We start from the raw sequence: 16,400 nt of genomic DNA, 5'->3' as shown, positions 1-16,400 counted from the left end.
CCGTTGGCGACCCGTTACCGGGTTATTCCCTCCGGTTGCCGAGCTTTGGTTGAGTGATCGCCAGTCGGCGGCTAGAATATTGCGTCCCATTGCCCTGGGCCATCTGTCCACGGCAAGCAGCGAGTGAAGACATCAAGCGTGACAAGTCAAATCAAACTGATTGTCGGGCTGGGTAATCCCGGCCCCGAATATGCCAAGACCCGTCACAATGCGGGCGCCTGGTATGTGGAGCAACTGGCCCGCTGGCACAATGTCAGCCTGCGTGAAGAGCCCAAATTCTTCGGCCACACCGCCCGCTTCCTGGTCGAGGGGCAGGATGTGCGGCTGCTAATCCCGAACACCTACATGAACCTCTCCGGCAAGGCCGTGGCGGCGCTCGCCCGGTTTTACCAGATAGCGCCGGAAGAGATGCTGGTGGCCCACGACGAACTGGACCTGCCCCCCGGCATTGCCAAGTTCAAGCAGGGCGGCGGTCACGGTGGTCACAATGGCCTCAAGGACATCATCGCCAGGATGGGCAACAACAATAACTTCTTCCGGCTGCGCCTCGGCATCGGCCATCCCGGCGCCAAGGAGCTGGTCGCCGGCTTCGTGCTGACCAAGGCGCCCAGCAGTGAACAGTGCCTGATCGAGGCCGCATTGGATGAATCCCTGCGCGCCACCGACATCCTGTTCAAGCAAGACATGACCAAGGCCATGAACCGCTTGCACAGCTTCAAGGCCGAGAAGGTATAGAGAGCATCGGTGCGCAGTCGGCACCGGCTCACACAAGAGATGACCCGGGTCATGAGCGGTGTTGCCGCCTCAGGGCCCGAGCAAGCATGACATGGGTCGCCCAAGGGCGTCCCTCACAGCATCCATCAAGTAAGGTAACAATCCATGGGTTTTAAATGCGGTATCGTGGGCCTGCCCAATGTAGGCAAATCCACCCTGTTCAATGCGCTGACCAAGGCCGGCATCGAAGCCGCCAACTTCCCGTTCTGCACCATTGAGCCGAACACGGGTGTGGTCCCCATGCCGGATCCGCGTCTCGACCAGCTCGCTGCCATCATCAATCCGCAGCGCGTGGTGCCGACCACCATGGAATTCGTCGACATCGCCGGCCTGGTGGCAGGCGCCTCCAAGGGTGAGGGCCTGGGCAACCAGTTCCTGGCCAACATCCGCGAGACCGAGGCCATCGGCCACGTGGTGCGCTGCTTCGAGGATGACAACATCATCCACGTGGCGGGCAAGGTCTCCCCGGCCGACGACATCGAGGTGATCAACACCGAGCTGGCGCTGTCGGATCTGGACGCCTGCGAGCGCGCCATCCACCGCCAGTCCAAGCGTGCCAAGGGCGGCGACAAGGATGCCAAGCTGGAAGTGGAGACCCTGGAAAAAATTCGGGTTGTGCTGGAAGAGGGTCAGATGATCCGCGGCATTAAGCTGGACAAGGAAGAGCTGGCCGCCGTGGCCCACCTCAACTTCCTGACCCTCAAGCCCACCATGTACATCGCCAACGTGGCGGAAGACGGCTTCGACAACAACCCCTTCCTCGACAAGGTGCGTGAAATCGCCACCGCCGAGAACGCCGTGGTGGTCGTGGTCTGCTGCGCCATCGAGGCGGACATCGCCGAGCTGGACGACGCCGACCGCGCCGAGTTCATGGCCGATCTGGGCATCGAAGAGCCGGGCCTGAACCGGGTGATCCGCTCCGGTTACGAGCTGCTGAACCTGCAGACCTACTTCACCGCCGGGGTGAAGGAAGTGCGCGCCTGGACCATTCCGGTCGGTGCCACCGCCCCGCAGGCGGCCGGCAAGATCCACACCGACTTCGAAAAAGGCTTTATTCGCGCACAGACCATCGCCTTCGATGACTTTATCACCTACAAGGGTGAGCAAGGTGCCAAGGAAGCGGGCAAGATGCGCGCCGAAGGGAAAGACTACATCGTCAAAGATGGCGATATCATGAACTTCCTGTTCAACGTCTAACCCCATGAGAGGCCAGCATTTGCTGGCCTCTTTCTGCTGGGTATCTGTTGCAGATCTGCTGGCAAATGTCGTAAAAAAAACCAGATTGTTGGGCTTTTGCACGACAGCGTCCAATAACTCGCCAAACGCACCCAAATTCGGTTTTTCTGGCAAAAAAAGGGTTGACGCCCCAGAGCCAGATACGCATAATTCCGGCCGCACAGTGACGAGGCAACGACTCACTGGAAGCAAGGTTGGCTATGTAGCTCAGTTGGTTAGAGCATCGCACTCATAATGCGAGGGTCACAGGTTCGAATCCCGTCATAGCCACCATATATTGTTCAGTTGGGGTATCGCCAAGCGGTAAGGCAGCGGGTTTTGATCTCGCCATCCCTAGGTTCGAATCCTAGTACCCCAGCCATTATTTTTGGTTATCGATGTTCATCTGTCGGTAGCAAGCTGAGGAAAGCATTGAGAGATTTTGATCTCGTCAATGTGCCTAGGTACAAATCCTAGTACCCCAGCCATTTTTGAACGTTCTTTGCCAGCACTCGTGTTGTTGAAGGGCACTGTTGGGGTATCGCCAAGCGGTAAGGCAGCGGGTTTTGATCTCGCCATCCCTAGGTTCGAATCCTAGTACCCCAGCCATTTTTACTTGTACACGACTCTGTCGCATACAAGACGGCTATGTAGCTCAGTTGGTTAGAGCATCGCACTCATAATGCGAGGGTCACAGGTTCGAATCCCGTCATAGCCACCATTAATATTGCGGAAGTGGCGAAATTGGTAGACGCACCAGATTTAGGTTCTGGCGCCCTAGGCGTGAGAGTTCGAGTCTCTCCTTCCGCACCATTAATAGCAGTACCAAACAGACCAGCTCAGGCTGGTTTTTTTGTGCCCGCGATTTACCCTTTCTCCTCTCTTGCCCGCCTTCTCTCCCTGCTCACCATCTTGTCTGATCCGGACTCATCCCGCCAGGCCAGGATGGCTGGCCACAAAAAAGCGGCCCGCAGGCCGCTTGTCTCTTCTCCCCGCTCAGAACGGGAAGAACCAGGGAATGGCGATGACGCTCACCACCATCACCAGCAGGGTGAAGGGCACCCCTATTCGCACGAAGTCCACGAACCTGTAGTTGCCGGGGCCCAGCACCAGGGTGTTGACCGGTGACGAGACCGGCGTCATGAAGGCCGCCGAGGCGGCGATGGCGATGGTCATGGCGAAGGGATAGGGCGAGATCCCCATCTGGTGGGCCGTGCCAAGCGCGATGGGCGCCATCAGCACCGCGGTGGCGGTGTTGGAGATGAAGAGCCCGATCACCGCACAGAGCACGAACAGGCTGGCCAGCATCACCCTAGGGCCCATGTCCCCCACCGCGGCCATCAGGCCACCGACGATGAGATCCACCCCACCGGTCTTCTGCAGTGCCAGGGCGAAGGGCAGCATGCCGACGATCAGGATCAGGGTCGGCCAGTGGATGGACTTGTAGGCGCTCTCCATGTCGATGCAGCGGAACTTGCCCATCAGCAGGCAGGCGATGAGCGCCGCTATGACGTTGGGCACGGGATCCGTCACCATCAGCGCTATCATGACGCCGAGGCAGATCAGGGCGTGAATGGCCTGGCTGCGGGCCGGCGCCATCTCATCCACCTCAGCCGGCAGGCCGAGCAGCAGGAAGTCGCGGCTGCGGGTCTGCAGCTGGCGAATGAGGCTCCAGTTACCCACCACCAGCAGGCAGTCCCCCATCTGCAGCGGATCGTCCACCAGCTTGCCGGTCAGCGCCTCGCCGTGGCGGCGGATCCCCACCACGCTCAGGCCATAGTGAGAACGAAACGCCACCTCGCGGATGCTCTTGCCGAGCAGACGGGACTCCGGAATGAGGGAGACCTCGGCCATGCCCACCTCCCGCGCCTGATCGGAGAAATACTCCCCGCGCAGTATCATGGGTTCGAGCCTGGCCTCGGCGCAGAACTCGCGCACGTCCACCTCGGGATCGGACATGTCGATCAGCAGCACATCCTTGGCCTGGAACTCGGTGATCCCGGAGACGGTCACCATCACCCGCCGGAACTTGCGCCAGCGCTCCACCCCGATGACGTTGGCGCCGTAGCGGGCGCGCAGCTGCAGCTCGTCCAGGGTCTGGCCGATCAGCGGAGAGTCGGGCCGGATCGCCAGCCGACGGGCCCGACCGGCCAGCCGGTAATCACGGATGAGGTCGCGCATGGTGCTGCGCCCCGTCGACTTGCCTTTGCCCTCCTCCCCCTCGCGCACCAGCGAGTTGCGCATCAGCAACATGTAGAGGACGCCCATCCCCAGGACGATCACCCCCATGGGGGTGAAACCGAAGAAGCCGAAGCCCTGGATGCCGTGGCGCATCAGCTCGCTGTTGACCACCATGTTCGGTGGGGTCGCCACCAGCGTCATCATGCCGCTGATGAGGCCGGCAAAGCCGAGCGGCATCATCAGCCGCCCGGCCGGGATCCCCATCCGGTTCGCCACGCTCAGCACCACGGGGATGAAGATGGCCACCACCCCTGTGCTGCTCATCACGGCCCCCAGGGTCGCCACCGCCACCATCAGCAGCACCAGCATCCGGGTCTCGCTGCTGCCCGCCACCTTGACCAGCGCATCTCCCACCTGGTAGGCGATGCCGGTACGCACCAGCCCCTCCCCCACCACGAACAGGGCGGCGATCAGAATGACGTTGGGATCGCTGAAGCCCGCCAGCGCCTCCGGCAAGGTCAGGATGCCGCTCAGCACAAACAGGATGACGATCGACAAGGCCACCACGTCCATGCGGACCTTGTTGGTAATAAACAGATAAATGGCGCCCACCAGCATGCAGAGGACCCAGATCAACTCGGAATTCACACTCGCTCCTTTCGCTCGTCGCCCCCGGGCAGCGGGGTGCAACCCTCTCCATCAGACCACAGCTTCCCCCTCCCCATTTTGTTACATGTCAATAAAGGGGGGCCCCATCATCGCACATCCGAGTTCAGATGAGGCCAGCAAAATGGCAGCGACGCAGAGAGCCCCTCCCTGGCCTGTCGCCCAACGTCATCAGGCAAAAAGTGCAGCGTTCAACCCCGGCCCCCTCTAGAATGGGCCCACGCGCCGACCTTGCCGGCCTGCGCGCCTATCTCGACCCCTCACCCCCAACGGAGACCCCATGCCTGTACCACCCCAAATCCAGCCCTATCCCAAGTTCACCTTCTTCAGCCGCTTCGTGGAGGACATCCAGGCGGGCCGCAAGACCATCACCATCCGCGACGAGAGCGAAGCCGACTGGCAGCCAGGCCAGCGACTGGCGCTCTTCACCAACCCGGAGCTGCAGCCCTTCGGCACCATAGAGGTGCTGTCGGTGGCCCCCGTCGCCTTCGATGCCCTAAGCGACGAGCACGCCCGCCAGGAGAACATGACCCTCACCGAGCTCCAAACCGTCATCCGGGACATCTACCCCGCCCTGCCGCCGCTCTATGTGATTGAATTCAAGCTGATCAAAACCTGAGTCTGTGAACCGTCTCACATCAGCCCTATTGCCATTGGAGCCCAGAGGCGAATAATCACTGTTTTTATATACAGTTATTGTGGAGTGTCCATGGAAGTCTCTCTGGAGCCGGCCATCGCCGAGATGGTGGCCGGCTTTATCGCCGCCGGTCGCCCCAACGCCAGCGCACTGAGCTGGCAGGCCCGCCGCGAGGGTTATCTTGCCTCGGCCGTGCTGGGAGGGGCGCGGGAGGAGGTCGGACAGATAGAGGAGTGGCAAGAGTCCCAGTATGCCGTGCGGCTCTATCGACCGACACCGGGGGCGCAGGCTTCCCATCCCGCCCTCATCTACTTTCATGGCGGCTGCTTCGTCAGCGGGGATTTCGAGACCCATGACCGCCAGATGCGGATGCTGTGCAACCGTGCCAATGCGCCGATCTTTGCGGTCCACACCCGCCTCGCCCCCGAGCATGTCTACCCGGCGGCCCATGACGATGCGCTGGCGGCGACCCTCGCCATCATGGTGCGGTTGAAAGAGTGGCAAGTCGACCCGCGGCGGCTGGCGCTGGCCGGTGACAGTGCCGGCGGCCATCTCGCGCTGGTCACCGCCCTGCGGCTCAAGGCCATGGGCGCCCCCCTCCCCGCCGCCCTGCTGCTCATCTACCCCATGCTGGATGCCAGTGGCGAGAGCCAGAGTTATCGCGACTGTGGCGAGGATTACCTCATCACCGCCGACATGTTGCAAAGCGGCTGTCGCGCCTATCTAGGCGCGCTGCCGGTCGATCACCCCGAGGCCAGCCCGCTCCATCACCCGGCGCTCGCCGGCCTGCCCGCGACCCATATCCTGACGGCCGAATACGATCCCCTGCGCGACGAGGGCGAGGCCCTGTATGGCAAACTGCTGCAAGCCGGTGTTGCCGCCACTTGTCAGCGACAGCTCGGGGTGATCCACGGTTTCTTCCAGCTGGCGGGCATAAGCCCTGCGGCCCGTCATGCCATCGCGCAGGTCGCCATGCAGCTCAAGAGGCTCTGAGTTGGATCCGACCCCCATGCCGTGTTAAAAGTGTCTCTTTTGAATCAGGGAGGTGACCCGAGTGTTTGAGATAGCGAGCCTGAAAGAGGCCATGATGCACGGGGTCGAGCTGTTCCAGCTGCTGCTGGAGATCATCTCCATCGCCTGCGTGGTGATTGGCCTTGGCAAGACCCTCTGGCTGGCGGCGCGGGTGCGGGATCACGAACCCGGTTTTCCCCGCATCCGGCTCTGCTTCGGCAGCTGGCTCATTCTGGCGCTGGAGTTTCAGCTCGCCGCCGATATCCTGGCCACCACGGTGGCGCCGAGCAAGGAGGAGCTGATCCGGCTCGCCATCATCGCGGTGATCCGCACCTTCCTGAACTACTTCCTCGGCAAGGAGCTGGAGGCCCAGACCGAACGCCAGCGCCCCTGAGCCGCCACGCCGTCATCGGGCCCCGGCCGCAGGCCGGGCTCATGCCCCTCAGTCCGGACCGGTGCCTTCCCCTGCGGCATAACGCCGGCGGATCTGGTACTGTAGCCCTTTAGCCCGAGAGGAGGCCCCCATGGCCGAGCAGTCCCGTTTTGAGCAATACGACGCCCTGATTTTCGATATGGATGGCACCCTGGTGGACTCCATGCCCCTGCATCTGGATGCCTGGGCGCTGACCAGTGCCGAGTTCGGCCTGCCGTTCGATCGGGAGGAGCTCAATGAATATGGCGGCATTCCCACCCGCAAGATCGTCGCCATACTGGCCGAGCAGCACGGGCTGAGCATCGACATCGAGGCCTTCGCCCGCCGCAAGATAGCGCTCTACATGGAGCAGATCGACAAGGCCGGCGTCTTCCCCCAGATGTGGGAGCTGGTCAGGCAGCACCACGGCAAGGTCCCCATGGGCATAGGCACCGGCTCACCGCGCAATCAGGCCGAGCGTATCTTGCGAAGTACCGGTCTCGATGCCTATATCTCGGTGCTGGTGAGCGCCGACGACGTGACCAACCACAAACCCCATCCCGACACCTTCCTGCGAGTGGCCGAACGACTCGGCGCCAACCCGGCCAACTGCCTGGTGTTCGAAGATACCCGGATCGGCATCCAGGCGGGCAAGGCCGCCGGCATGGCGACTGTGCTCGCCACCGAAGGCGAACTGCTGCTGGTGTAAACAGGAGATAGCGCGATGGGGCTCGCGAAGAGGCAAGCAGCCCCATGCCGGCCGCCCATGTCGTCATGATATGAAGTCTGGTGGAGACCAGTGGAGGGGGAAATAAATGAACCGGCTTTCCGTGCCCGACCTCCCTATGAGGTCTGCGGCAACAGAAAGCCGGTGACTCAAACCTTCAGCCTGGCTTAGAAGTTGTATTTGATGCCGAGGCGGTAACGCATTTCCATCTCGTCGTTGTCGTGCTCGCTGTTATAACGCGGCACATAGCCAATTTCCGTGTAGGGCACCCACTGCTTGTTGATGGGCACGGCGACGACGACGTTATACAGCCAATTGCTGTGATCGCCCTTGTAGTCCTCGTAATTGGTGAACTTGTATTCGTAGTCCCCGGTGATGGTGAAGCCCTCTCCCTTATAACCGAGCTCCCAGTTGAGCTGGTTGTAATTCTTGTCGGCGGCGGTCGGCTTCTCATCCTTCTGGATACCACCACGCCAGCGCAGGGTGGTGAACCAGTTGTCGGTGATGGTGTAGAACGACTTCACCTGGACGCGATAGCCGATATAGGAATCCCCCACATCCAGGTTGATGGCCGGCGCCAGCGCCAGCTTGTCGGTGACCTGAAACTTCTTGCCCACTTCCCACTCGCTGCCGCTGCCGCTCCAGTTGCCGTTGCCGTCCTTGAAGCCGTCCGCCTGTACGTCTGAGCCCTCCGCCATCTTGCCCTCGACGCTGAAGAACAGGCCATCCTCCGTGGCATGGGATAGCTTGAGGCGATTGGCCTGGGTCTCGCTATCGGCCTTGTATTCATGGCGATAATCCAGGGTCAGGGCCTGTGCGCCCGCGGAGGCCAATGTCAGTGAGACCACACTCAGTTTTACAGCAAGTTTCATTATTTACTCCAACTGTTCTGCGTAAAAAATGTATATGGATGCCCCTCCTGCCGGATATGTCAGGAAGAAGGGGAAATATAAAATGGGTTATTTAATTAGCGGGGAATGGCTATCAGCAATATTCCAGTCCGACATAGGATCGCGGGGCTATCGCCTTTTCAAATTCGTCGACAGACAGGAATGCATGCAGCTCAGGCTGGCGAATATAAGCTTCGCTGAAAGAGATGGCCTCTTTCTTGGCCCGCATGATGATGTCATATACGGCCTCATGGGCCTTCGCCTTCCCCAATCCTTTTTTCGACAGCGCCATCATCACATTCTCGGCGCTGATCATGCCCTGGGTAATATCGAGGTTGCGCTGCATGGCCGCACGGTCAATAAAGAGATCCTGCAACAGCGCCTCCGTCTTCAACATGATTTCATGGGTCAGCAGATTCGCCTCCCGCAGTGAGTTGTCGATGATCAGGTTGCTGCAGCCATCGGCTTCGAAGGGGCGAACGGCCATGTTCAGCATGGTGCTGGGCAGGTTGAACAGGATGCGCGCGTTGCCGATGATGCCGTAGCAGAGGGCCGGGTTGATCTTCTGGGGCATGGTGCTACTCCCTATCTGACCCTCGGAGAAGCCCTCGCTCATCTCCGAGTACTCCTCGGACGAGCTGATGTAGACCTCCTCGGCTATCTTGGCGCAGCTCTGGGCAATCAGGGTCAAGTTGTTGACGTACTGGCACATATGCACCCGGATAGAGCGGCTCGGGATCTTCATCTCCCCCATCTCCAGCAGCTCGGCGATCCGCGCCTGCATGCTGGGCCCCACCTCTGGCAGGGTATGGAAGCCCCCCACGGCGCCCCCCATCATGACCTGGAAGATGCCTGGCGCCGAGCCGACCAGAATATCCTTGCACCTCAACAGCTCGTCTTCCCACACGGCGAACTTGGTATTCAGCAGTATGGGTAGCGCATGCCTGGAATGGGTCCTGGCAGCGATGACGACGTCTTTATTCCGCCGTTTCAGTTCGCCTATATTGACCACCATCTTGTCGATGAGGGCAATAAATTCCTGATTGAATCGTTTGCAGAGATACAGCTCGGCCGTCTGCTGAATATTCTGGGTGGTGATGCCGTAGTGAATATATTTGGCGGCCTCATCACCCACTATGCGCCCCAATTCATTGAGGACAGGCACCAGCGGATGCTTGGTCTTGATATAACCCTGGATGATATTATCCCGATCGAGCAGCCCGATATCACAGTGCTGGATGATCACCTCCCCCGCTGCCTTTGGGATGATGCCGAGCTCAATCTGCACCTTCGCCAGAATGGCCTCTATGTCCAACCAGGTCTGATAAATATGGGTGTCTTCGTAGATATTATCGAACCCGTTGCGGTTCAGGGTATAGCTCGTCGGATCGTAGCATGTGGTCATTTTATGGCACCATTAAGAGAAAATAAGCTGGGTGTAGAACAGGGTGGAGAAGATACCGACGATGCAGGGGATCAACGCCCGCTTCAGCACCTCGAACGGGCTGACATTGGCCGCCACCGCCACCGCAATCACCACGGCCGCGACGGGGGACAGGGAGCGGCCAAAACCGGCGGCGTGTTGCATGGGCACCAGCATGAGCACCGATTTCACACCGGCCGCGGCCGACAGCTCGGAACCCAGGTTGGAGAAGCTGACGAAGGCGGCACTGCCTGATCCGGTCAACATGGCGGTAAAGGCGATGATCAGCATGCCGAACAGGGTGATCAGCAGATAGTGGACATCACCCGCCAGGATCATCGACTTCATCGCGTTGACGGCACCGATGGCATCCAGCCCCAGTGTGAACATGGTGGCGGCCACGATCAGGACGACCACGGTGCTGAACGCCCCTGCCATGCCTTTGAAGAACTCGAAGGAGTGATCGAGCGCCAGCTGCAGACTCTTCACCCTGAAGGCATCGATCACCACGATCATGATCAAGGAGGCAAACATGGCGATGGGCGCGTTGATCTTGACGCTGGCAATGCCAATGTCGGAGAAGATGAGCAGCAGCGCCAGGGGGAGGAAGGGCAGCATGGCATAGAGTCGCGAGTAAGGGGCGCCCTGTCGATCGTCCTGCTCGCCGGCGACCTTGATCTCGGTCTGTGAACGCTTGTGGCCATCACGCTTGTCAAACCACTTCTGCACGAAGAAATGGGTAACCGCCACCGTCAGGGTGACCGGTATGGCCACCAGGATCTCGGTGCTGGCAAAGTATTCGGTGATCGACATGTCCAGCAGCTCGGCCGCGACGTTGGAGTTGCCGGAGCCCGGGCCCAGATCGAGAGAACCGCAGGTGCCGATCACTACGGCCGCCGAGAGCGGGCTGACCCCGGCTTGCAGCAGGATCGGATAGAAAGAGATGAGCAGCAGCATGGCCAGCCCGGCCGGGCTCGGGATCACCAGGTTCAGGGTCTGCCCTATGATGAACGCCAGGGCCAGGATCAGATAAGGCTTGTTGATGAGCTGCAGTGGCTTGGCGCAGGCCTTGACCAGACTGTCGGCGGCGCCAATCTTGCTCATGTAGGAGGCGAAGCCGGCCGAGGTCATGGCGATCATGCCAATGGTCGCGGTGCGCTCCGACATGATGGCGCTGAAGGCCCCGAACAGGTCGAAGAAGGTGGATCCCGTCGAACTGAATTTATATTGTGCCCCCATAAAGTCGGCAATGCCACCCTGGGTGAATACGGCGCCCACGGTCAGCATCAGCAGGCCGGAAATCGTCAAGGTGGTATGAGTCTGATAGTTCTTTATGATCATATACATCGTTATAAAAACGATGGGCACAGCCATATAAGCAATCATGGACAGCTCTCTCATTTAACAGAATAAATCATGGTGAAGGCAGCAATCACAACCCAACCGACAGGATTTAATTAATGCCTTGTTTGTATTGCCTTGGAGATAGATTGAAATAACGCTTAAATTGATTCGAAAATTCGTATTGCGATGAATAGCCCAGTTCGTTGGAGATCTCGGATATCCGCAGATTGGTCGTTCTCAGCAGGGTGCAGGCTTTATCCAACCGACACCTGACGATATATTTCATCAGCGACAGTCCGGTCTGCTCCTTGAACTCCTTGCGAAATACCTCATAGTTCAGCCCCAGCTCATCACAATACAGTTTTAAATCTATGCGCTGATGACAGAGTTCATCCAGTGCCAGCTTGACCTGATTGACCATGTTGTTTTCATGGTGCTCAGGATGATTCATCGAGCCATTAAAGAGGGCGCCGAGCAGCTCGATGAATTTGATATAAACGCTGGGCATATCCAGCTCGCTGGCGTTCTTCACAAACTCCATGAAACCGGAGAAGTGATCGATGGCCTCCAGCGGGCTGGCCGTTTGAAAGACGACGGCGCAGTGCTCAGGGATCAGGAATGAAGCCAGGTGTTCATACAGAGCCCGGTCGCAATCCAGATAGACTTCTTTCCAAGCGGGCAGGCTCTCGCAATGGCTGGAATGGCGCTGGCCGGGTCTGCGCAAGAAGACGCTGCCCTTGCCAAGAGAATATTGCTGGCCCTGTTCATCGATATAAGTTCCCCTGCCATCCAGCACCAGTACCAATGAAAAATAAGGAAAACTGACATTGGCAAGCGCCTTCGATTTTCCGTTCCGGTTTATATATCCACAACCAATCCAGCTATCGCTCGACCCCATCGTCTTGGAATAGTTGACCGAAGGCACAGACTGGTTTCCAACAGGCTCTATAAATGGCACCAGGATCTGATATTTGTGTTGGTTTTCCATATATTGACTCTAGAGTGTTATTTCGTGAGTCCGATTCACTTCATAAACAGCTGAATTACATCGACTGCATATCAGTATGCTTTACATACTATGTCGCCCAAAACTACAATAACATGTCAATTCTGGATTTAAAGATATGTTTATTGGGATGGGTCAAGGGCTGGATCACATATTTGATAAACCCTTTATAAAGCGGACCTGAACTACTCTGTATAATCATCTGCTGATCCAAGCCGATATATTCCATTCACAAGGCCGCAAACTCATTAGTGTCTTCCGTATTATTTCAAGGAGATAGAATAAGCCGTCCGCCCATGAATCGTATCCGCTGGAGACCAATTAGATACATCTGACAACGGATATTCCACGCCATGACGCGAAATAACCCCCTGTGCCGACCTCTGAGCCCATGAGCGCGCATGCGCGTGAGCGGAACCATCCGAAGAGGTGAGGCAAAGACGATGCCGACCGGCGCCGGCACCATAAAAAAACGCCCCATGCGGGGCGTTTTTTGCGTTCGGAGTCATCACATGGCGTTGGTAGATTCGAAGATCTTGTCCGCCGAGGCTTCGACGAAGCCAGGATAGAGCACGCCATCGGCCTGGGGGTAGCGGCGGGCGAACTCGTAGAAGCAGCTCGGTATGGTGCGCACGCCGTCGCTGAAGGGCACGTCCGCCTTGTCGGCCATGGTGGAGGATTGCTCCAGCATCACCTGTGGGTCCCCCTTCACCTCGCCGCCCACGGTATTGAGCACGAAGCCCGCCGCCTTGAGGGCCCCGTTGACCTGCTCTATGGTGTCGAAGTCACTCAAGCGGTTGATGTTGACCGTGAAGTGGTTGGCGCGATAGCCCCAGGCTGCCATCCAGGCCGCATACTCGCTCTCCGCCAGCAGGGTCTGGTAATCGGCCCAGGAGACCTGCCAGGGGGCGCCCGTATAGAGGAATGCCGGAGTATCGGTCAGATGATCGGGCACCTGATCTGCCAGCTTGTGGATGATGGCCTGGGCCGCCGGGGAGAGCTCCTCCACCTTCAGCTCACTGATGAACACCTTGGGAGCGTCCGGATCCTGGTGCTCGAAGTGCTTGGCGTAGAGCTTCTTGGCCTTGAAGACGTACTCGCCCTTCTCCTCGTAGCCCAGGGCACGGAAGTGGGCAGCCAGTTTCTCCAGCCCCAGCTTGGGCAGGTTGTAGGTACGAAACGCCACATGATCGTTGATGATGGGCGCGCCGCCCCCCAGCAGTTGATGAACCTTGTGGGCACTCGGGGTGACTTGAATGTAGTTATCCCACAGATGACCAAACAGGGTGTCGATATCCTTTTGCATCTCTCTTTCCTTTGATTGCGGGTACAGACAAGGGCACCCAGGGATGCCCTTTCATGGTTGTTAGAAGGTCAGGCCGGGGGACAGCTGATCCGGTATGGCCGCCTTGCTGTCTTCCACCGAGGCGACCGGGCAATGGGTACAGTAGTCGGCCAGCACCTGCCTGTTCATATCTGCCTCTTTCCTAGAACGTCAGGCCAGGCGACAGCTGATCCGGCATGGCGGCCTTGCTGTCTTCCACCGAGGCAACTGGATAGGCACAGTAGTCGGCGGCGTAGTAGGCGCTCGCTCTGTGGTTGCCGGAGGCACCTATGCCACCGAACGGCGCGGCGCTGGAGGCGCCGGTGATGGGCTTGTTCCAGTTGACTATGCCGGCGCGGATGCGCTTGAAGAAGTGCTGCCAGTCCGCCTCGCTGTCACCGAGCAGGCCGGCCGACAGGCCGAAGCTGGTGGCATTGCCCTGGTCGATGGCGGCGTCGAAGTCGTCATAACGGATCAGTTGCAGCAGCGGGCCGAAGTACTCTTCGTCCGGCAGTGCCGCCACGGCAGTCACGTCTATGATGCCGGGGGAGACGAAGCCGGTACCCGCCTCCAGATGCTTGAGCGCCAGCAGGCTCTCGCCCCCCAGTCGCTGCAGGCTGGCCTGCGCCTCCACCATGCCGAGCGCCGCCCGCTCGCTGATCATGGCGCCCATAAAGGGCTGATCGGCGGCATCATAGAGACCGACCTTGATCTGACCGGCCACCTCGACCAGCCGCTTGACCAGTGCATCCCCCTTGGCACCGCGCTCCACGAACAGGCGGCGCGAGCAGGTGCAGCGCTGGCCCGAGGTGATGAAGGCGGACTGGACTATGGCATGGACGGCGCCGTCCACATCGCTCACGTCTTTGACGATCAGCGGGTTGTTGCCGCCCATCTCCAGCGCCAGAATCTTGCCGGGCTGACCGGCAAACTGCTGGTGCAGGAAGTGGCCGGTGCGGGACGAGCCGGTGAAGAACAGGCCGTCGATGTCCGGGTTGCCGGCCAGCGCCTTGCCGGTCTCCACCTCGCCCTGCACCAGGTTCAACACGCCATTGGGTAGCCCCGCCTCCTGCCACAGCTTGAGCATGGCCTCGGCGACCATGGGGGTCAGCTCGGAGGGCTTGAACACCACGGTATTACCGGCAATCAACGCAGGCACTATGTGACCGTTGGGCAGATGGCCCGGGAAGTTGTAGGGGCCGAATACCGCGACCACGCCGTGGGGCTTGTGGCGCACAAACGCCTTGGCGCCTGGCATGGGGTTCTCGACCGTGCCGGTGCGCTCGTCATGGGCGCGGATGGAGATGGCGATCTTGCCCTGCATGGCAGCCACCTCGGTGCGGGTCTCCCACAGCGGCTTGCCGGTCTCGCGGGCTATGGTCAGCGCCAGCGCCTCCTTGTGCTCACCGAGCAAGTCGGCGTATCGGCGCACTATCGCGAGGCGATCGTCGAGGCTCAAGTCGGACCAATGGTAGAAGGCGCTGCGGGCGGCCTTGACGGCGGCATCCACCTGAGCGGCGCTGGCCGCCAGGCCTTGCCAGACAACCTGGTTCTTGGCCGGATCCTTTGACTCGAATGCCTTGCCTTCACCGGCAAGCCAGTGCCCATCGATCAGTTGCACTAAAGACATAATCCATTCACTCCCTGTGGTGCGCAGGCCGCCGTGGCCACCTGCGTCAGATGCTGTGGTATTCCAATCATTCCAGGTCGACGACCCGGACCATGTCGCCATTCGCCACCTTGATGGCGGCCGCCATCTTGGGCGGGATGATGGCTTCGTGTTTGTCCAGATCGACCCGGATGTTGCCGTAGCAGGCACGATACTGTTCGAAACGGGCATTGCAGATGAGATAGGTGTGACCACCGATGGGCTCGCCCACCAGCACCCGCAGCTTCTGGCTGCGGCGCACGCTGCGGATGTGTTTCACATCGCACTCGACGGTGGGGCCGGCGTCGAAAATGTCGACGTAGCCACGATTCACGAAGCCTTCGTCCTGCAGCATCTTGATGGCCGGGCGGGTCTTCTCGTGGGTCTGGCCGATGACGGCCCGCGCCTCGTTGCTGAGCAGGTTGACGTAGATCGGGTACTTGGGCATCAGCTCAGCGATGAAGCGCTTCTTGCCGATGCCGGTGAGATAGTCGACGGTGGGAAAGTCCATCGAGAAGAAATGCGTCTGCAGCCACTCGTAGAAGGGGCTGTGACCGTCGCCATCGGAGACGCCACGCATCTCGGCAAACACGGTCTGGTCGAACAGCTCAGGGTGCTCGGCCATGAACAGGAAACGGTGCTTGGACAGCAGCCGGCCGTTGAGCCCCTCGCGGGCGCATTCACGCAGGAACAGGGTGCACAGCTCGGAGTTGCCGGTGTAGTCGTTGGACAGCGTGAGCGTCTCGACCACGTTGTAGATGCCGAGCTTGGGGGAAGAGTGCACCACCTTGCCGATGTGATAGTTGTAGAAGGGCTGGGACAGGCCAACGGCCGCGTCTATGGCACAGGTGCCGACCATCTCGCCGGTTTCCAGATCTTCGGCCACGAAGAAGTAGAGGCAGTCTCCCTTGCCCGCAGGCTTGTCCAGGAAGGTCTGGGTCGAGGCATCGATCTTGCGTTGCAGCAGCTCATCGTTGACCGGCAATGAAGTCATGCCGGTACCGGATTCGATGGCACAGGTCTTGAGGCCGGCGAAGTCGCGCTGCTCGATAGGACGGATAACCAACATAATGACAACTCCCTTTCATTGACGACAGGTGGGGTCCCGGCTCCTGCCGGGAGGGCTCCCCACCTCAACTTGG

The 16,400-nt window shown here is 59.6% G+C and carries 14 protein-coding genes and 5 tRNA genes; 11 read left to right on the top strand and 8 right to left on the bottom strand.

Annotated elements, in window-relative coordinates; translation table 11 throughout:
• Nucleotides 1–138: 138 nt before the first annotated feature.
• The 7 genes from pth to KW821_RS04930 all read left to right on the top strand — a co-directional run bounded on the left by pth (nucleotide 139) and on the right by KW821_RS04930 (nucleotide 2,802).
• Nucleotides 139–735, top strand: coding sequence for an aminoacyl-tRNA hydrolase (pth, locus tag KW821_RS04960; protein WP_218290632.1), 597 nt, complete (start codon nucleotides 139–141; stop codon nucleotides 733–735).
• A 144-nt stretch (nucleotides 736–879) separates the two neighbouring features.
• A complete protein-coding gene (gene ychF, locus KW821_RS04955) occupies nucleotides 880–1,971 on the top strand; it encodes a redox-regulated ATPase YchF (protein WP_218290631.1) in 1,092 nt (363 codons plus the stop codon).
• A 235-nt stretch (nucleotides 1,972–2,206) separates the two neighbouring features.
• A tRNA-Met gene (locus tag KW821_RS04950) sits at nucleotides 2,207–2,283 on the top strand.
• Nucleotides 2,284–2,296: 13 nt separating this feature from the next.
• Nucleotides 2,297–2,371: transfer RNA gene (locus KW821_RS04945), tRNA-Gln, on the top strand.
• 152 nt (nucleotides 2,372–2,523) lie between these two features.
• Nucleotides 2,524–2,598, top strand: a tRNA-Gln gene (locus KW821_RS04940).
• Between the two features lie 35 nt (nucleotides 2,599–2,633).
• Nucleotides 2,634–2,710, top strand: a tRNA-Met gene (locus tag KW821_RS04935).
• A gap of 8 nt (nucleotides 2,711–2,718) precedes the next feature.
• A tRNA-Leu gene (locus tag KW821_RS04930) sits at nucleotides 2,719–2,802 on the top strand.
• Nucleotides 2,803–2,985: 183 nt separating this feature from the next.
• On the opposite strand, the gene KW821_RS04925 is transcribed toward KW821_RS04930, so the two are convergent.
• The gene (locus KW821_RS04925; RefSeq protein WP_218290630.1) at nucleotides 2,986–4,818 is read right to left on the bottom strand and encodes an SLC13 family permease; all 1,833 of its coding nucleotides are present in this window, start codon (nucleotides 4,816–4,818) and stop codon (nucleotides 2,986–2,988) included.
• A 298-nt stretch (nucleotides 4,819–5,116) separates the two neighbouring features.
• Between KW821_RS04925 and yqfB the strand changes: the two genes are divergently transcribed.
• The 4 genes from yqfB to KW821_RS04905 all read left to right on the top strand — a co-directional run bounded on the left by yqfB (nucleotide 5,117) and on the right by KW821_RS04905 (nucleotide 7,605).
• Nucleotides 5,117–5,455: a N(4)-acetylcytidine aminohydrolase gene (gene yqfB, locus KW821_RS04920; RefSeq protein WP_218290629.1), complete on the top strand. Its 339-nt coding sequence runs from the start codon at nucleotides 5,117–5,119 to the stop codon at nucleotides 5,453–5,455.
• Nucleotides 5,456–5,545: 90 nt separating this feature from the next.
• Nucleotides 5,546–6,466 (top strand): alpha/beta hydrolase, encoded by a 921-nt coding sequence (locus KW821_RS04915; RefSeq protein ID WP_218290628.1) that lies wholly within the window; start codon nucleotides 5,546–5,548, stop codon nucleotides 6,464–6,466.
• Between the two features lie 61 nt (nucleotides 6,467–6,527).
• On the top strand, nucleotides 6,528–6,878 hold the full coding sequence (locus tag KW821_RS04910; RefSeq protein WP_042652678.1) for a DUF1622 domain-containing protein: 351 nt from the start codon (nucleotides 6,528–6,530) through the stop codon (nucleotides 6,876–6,878).
• A 130-nt stretch (nucleotides 6,879–7,008) separates the two neighbouring features.
• The gene (locus tag KW821_RS04905; RefSeq protein ID WP_042652679.1) at nucleotides 7,009–7,605 is read left to right on the top strand and encodes an HAD family phosphatase; all 597 of its coding nucleotides are present in this window, start codon (nucleotides 7,009–7,011) and stop codon (nucleotides 7,603–7,605) included.
• A gap of 185 nt (nucleotides 7,606–7,790) precedes the next feature.
• Here the strand turns inward: KW821_RS04905 and KW821_RS04900 are convergent, their stop codons facing one another.
• The 7 genes from KW821_RS04900 to astA all read right to left on the bottom strand — a co-directional run bounded on the left by KW821_RS04900 (nucleotide 7,791) and on the right by astA (nucleotide 16,327).
• Nucleotides 7,791–8,495: an oligogalacturonate-specific porin KdgM family protein gene (locus KW821_RS04900; protein WP_218290627.1), complete on the bottom strand. Its 705-nt coding sequence runs from the start codon at nucleotides 8,493–8,495 to the stop codon at nucleotides 7,791–7,793.
• A gap of 112 nt (nucleotides 8,496–8,607) precedes the next feature.
• Complete coding sequence (locus tag KW821_RS04895) at nucleotides 8,608–9,918, bottom strand: lyase family protein (RefSeq protein ID WP_218290626.1); 1,311 nt, start codon at nucleotides 9,916–9,918, stop codon at nucleotides 8,608–8,610.
• Between the two features lie 12 nt (nucleotides 9,919–9,930).
• Entirely contained in the window at nucleotides 9,931–11,310 is a 1,380-nt protein-coding gene (dcuC, locus tag KW821_RS04890; RefSeq protein WP_256353346.1) for a C4-dicarboxylate transporter DcuC, read from the bottom strand.
• Between the two features lie 79 nt (nucleotides 11,311–11,389).
• Nucleotides 11,390–12,268 (bottom strand): AraC family transcriptional regulator, encoded by an 879-nt coding sequence (locus tag KW821_RS04885; protein WP_218290624.1) that lies wholly within the window; start codon nucleotides 12,266–12,268, stop codon nucleotides 11,390–11,392.
• Between the two features lie 526 nt (nucleotides 12,269–12,794).
• Nucleotides 12,795–13,592 carry a DUF1338 domain-containing protein gene (locus KW821_RS04880; protein ID WP_218290623.1) on the bottom strand — a complete coding sequence of 266 codons (798 nt, stop codon included), beginning with the start codon at nucleotides 13,590–13,592 and terminating at the stop codon, nucleotides 12,795–12,797.
• Between the two features lie 181 nt (nucleotides 13,593–13,773).
• On the bottom strand, nucleotides 13,774–15,243 hold the full coding sequence (astD, locus tag KW821_RS04875) for a succinylglutamate-semialdehyde dehydrogenase (RefSeq protein ID WP_218290822.1): 1,470 nt from the start codon (nucleotides 15,241–15,243) through the stop codon (nucleotides 13,774–13,776).
• A 64-nt stretch (nucleotides 15,244–15,307) separates the two neighbouring features.
• Nucleotides 15,308–16,327, bottom strand: coding sequence for an arginine N-succinyltransferase (gene astA, locus KW821_RS04870; RefSeq protein ID WP_042652685.1), 1,020 nt, complete (start codon nucleotides 16,325–16,327; stop codon nucleotides 15,308–15,310).
• Nucleotides 16,328–16,400: the final 73 nt, after the last annotated feature.

The sequence above is a fragment of the Aeromonas sp. sif2416 genome, assembly GCF_019218665.1.
GTDB lineage: Bacteria > Pseudomonadota > Gammaproteobacteria > Enterobacterales > Aeromonadaceae > Aeromonas > Aeromonas encheleia.
This window is presented reverse-complemented; position numbering and strand designations above follow the sequence as displayed.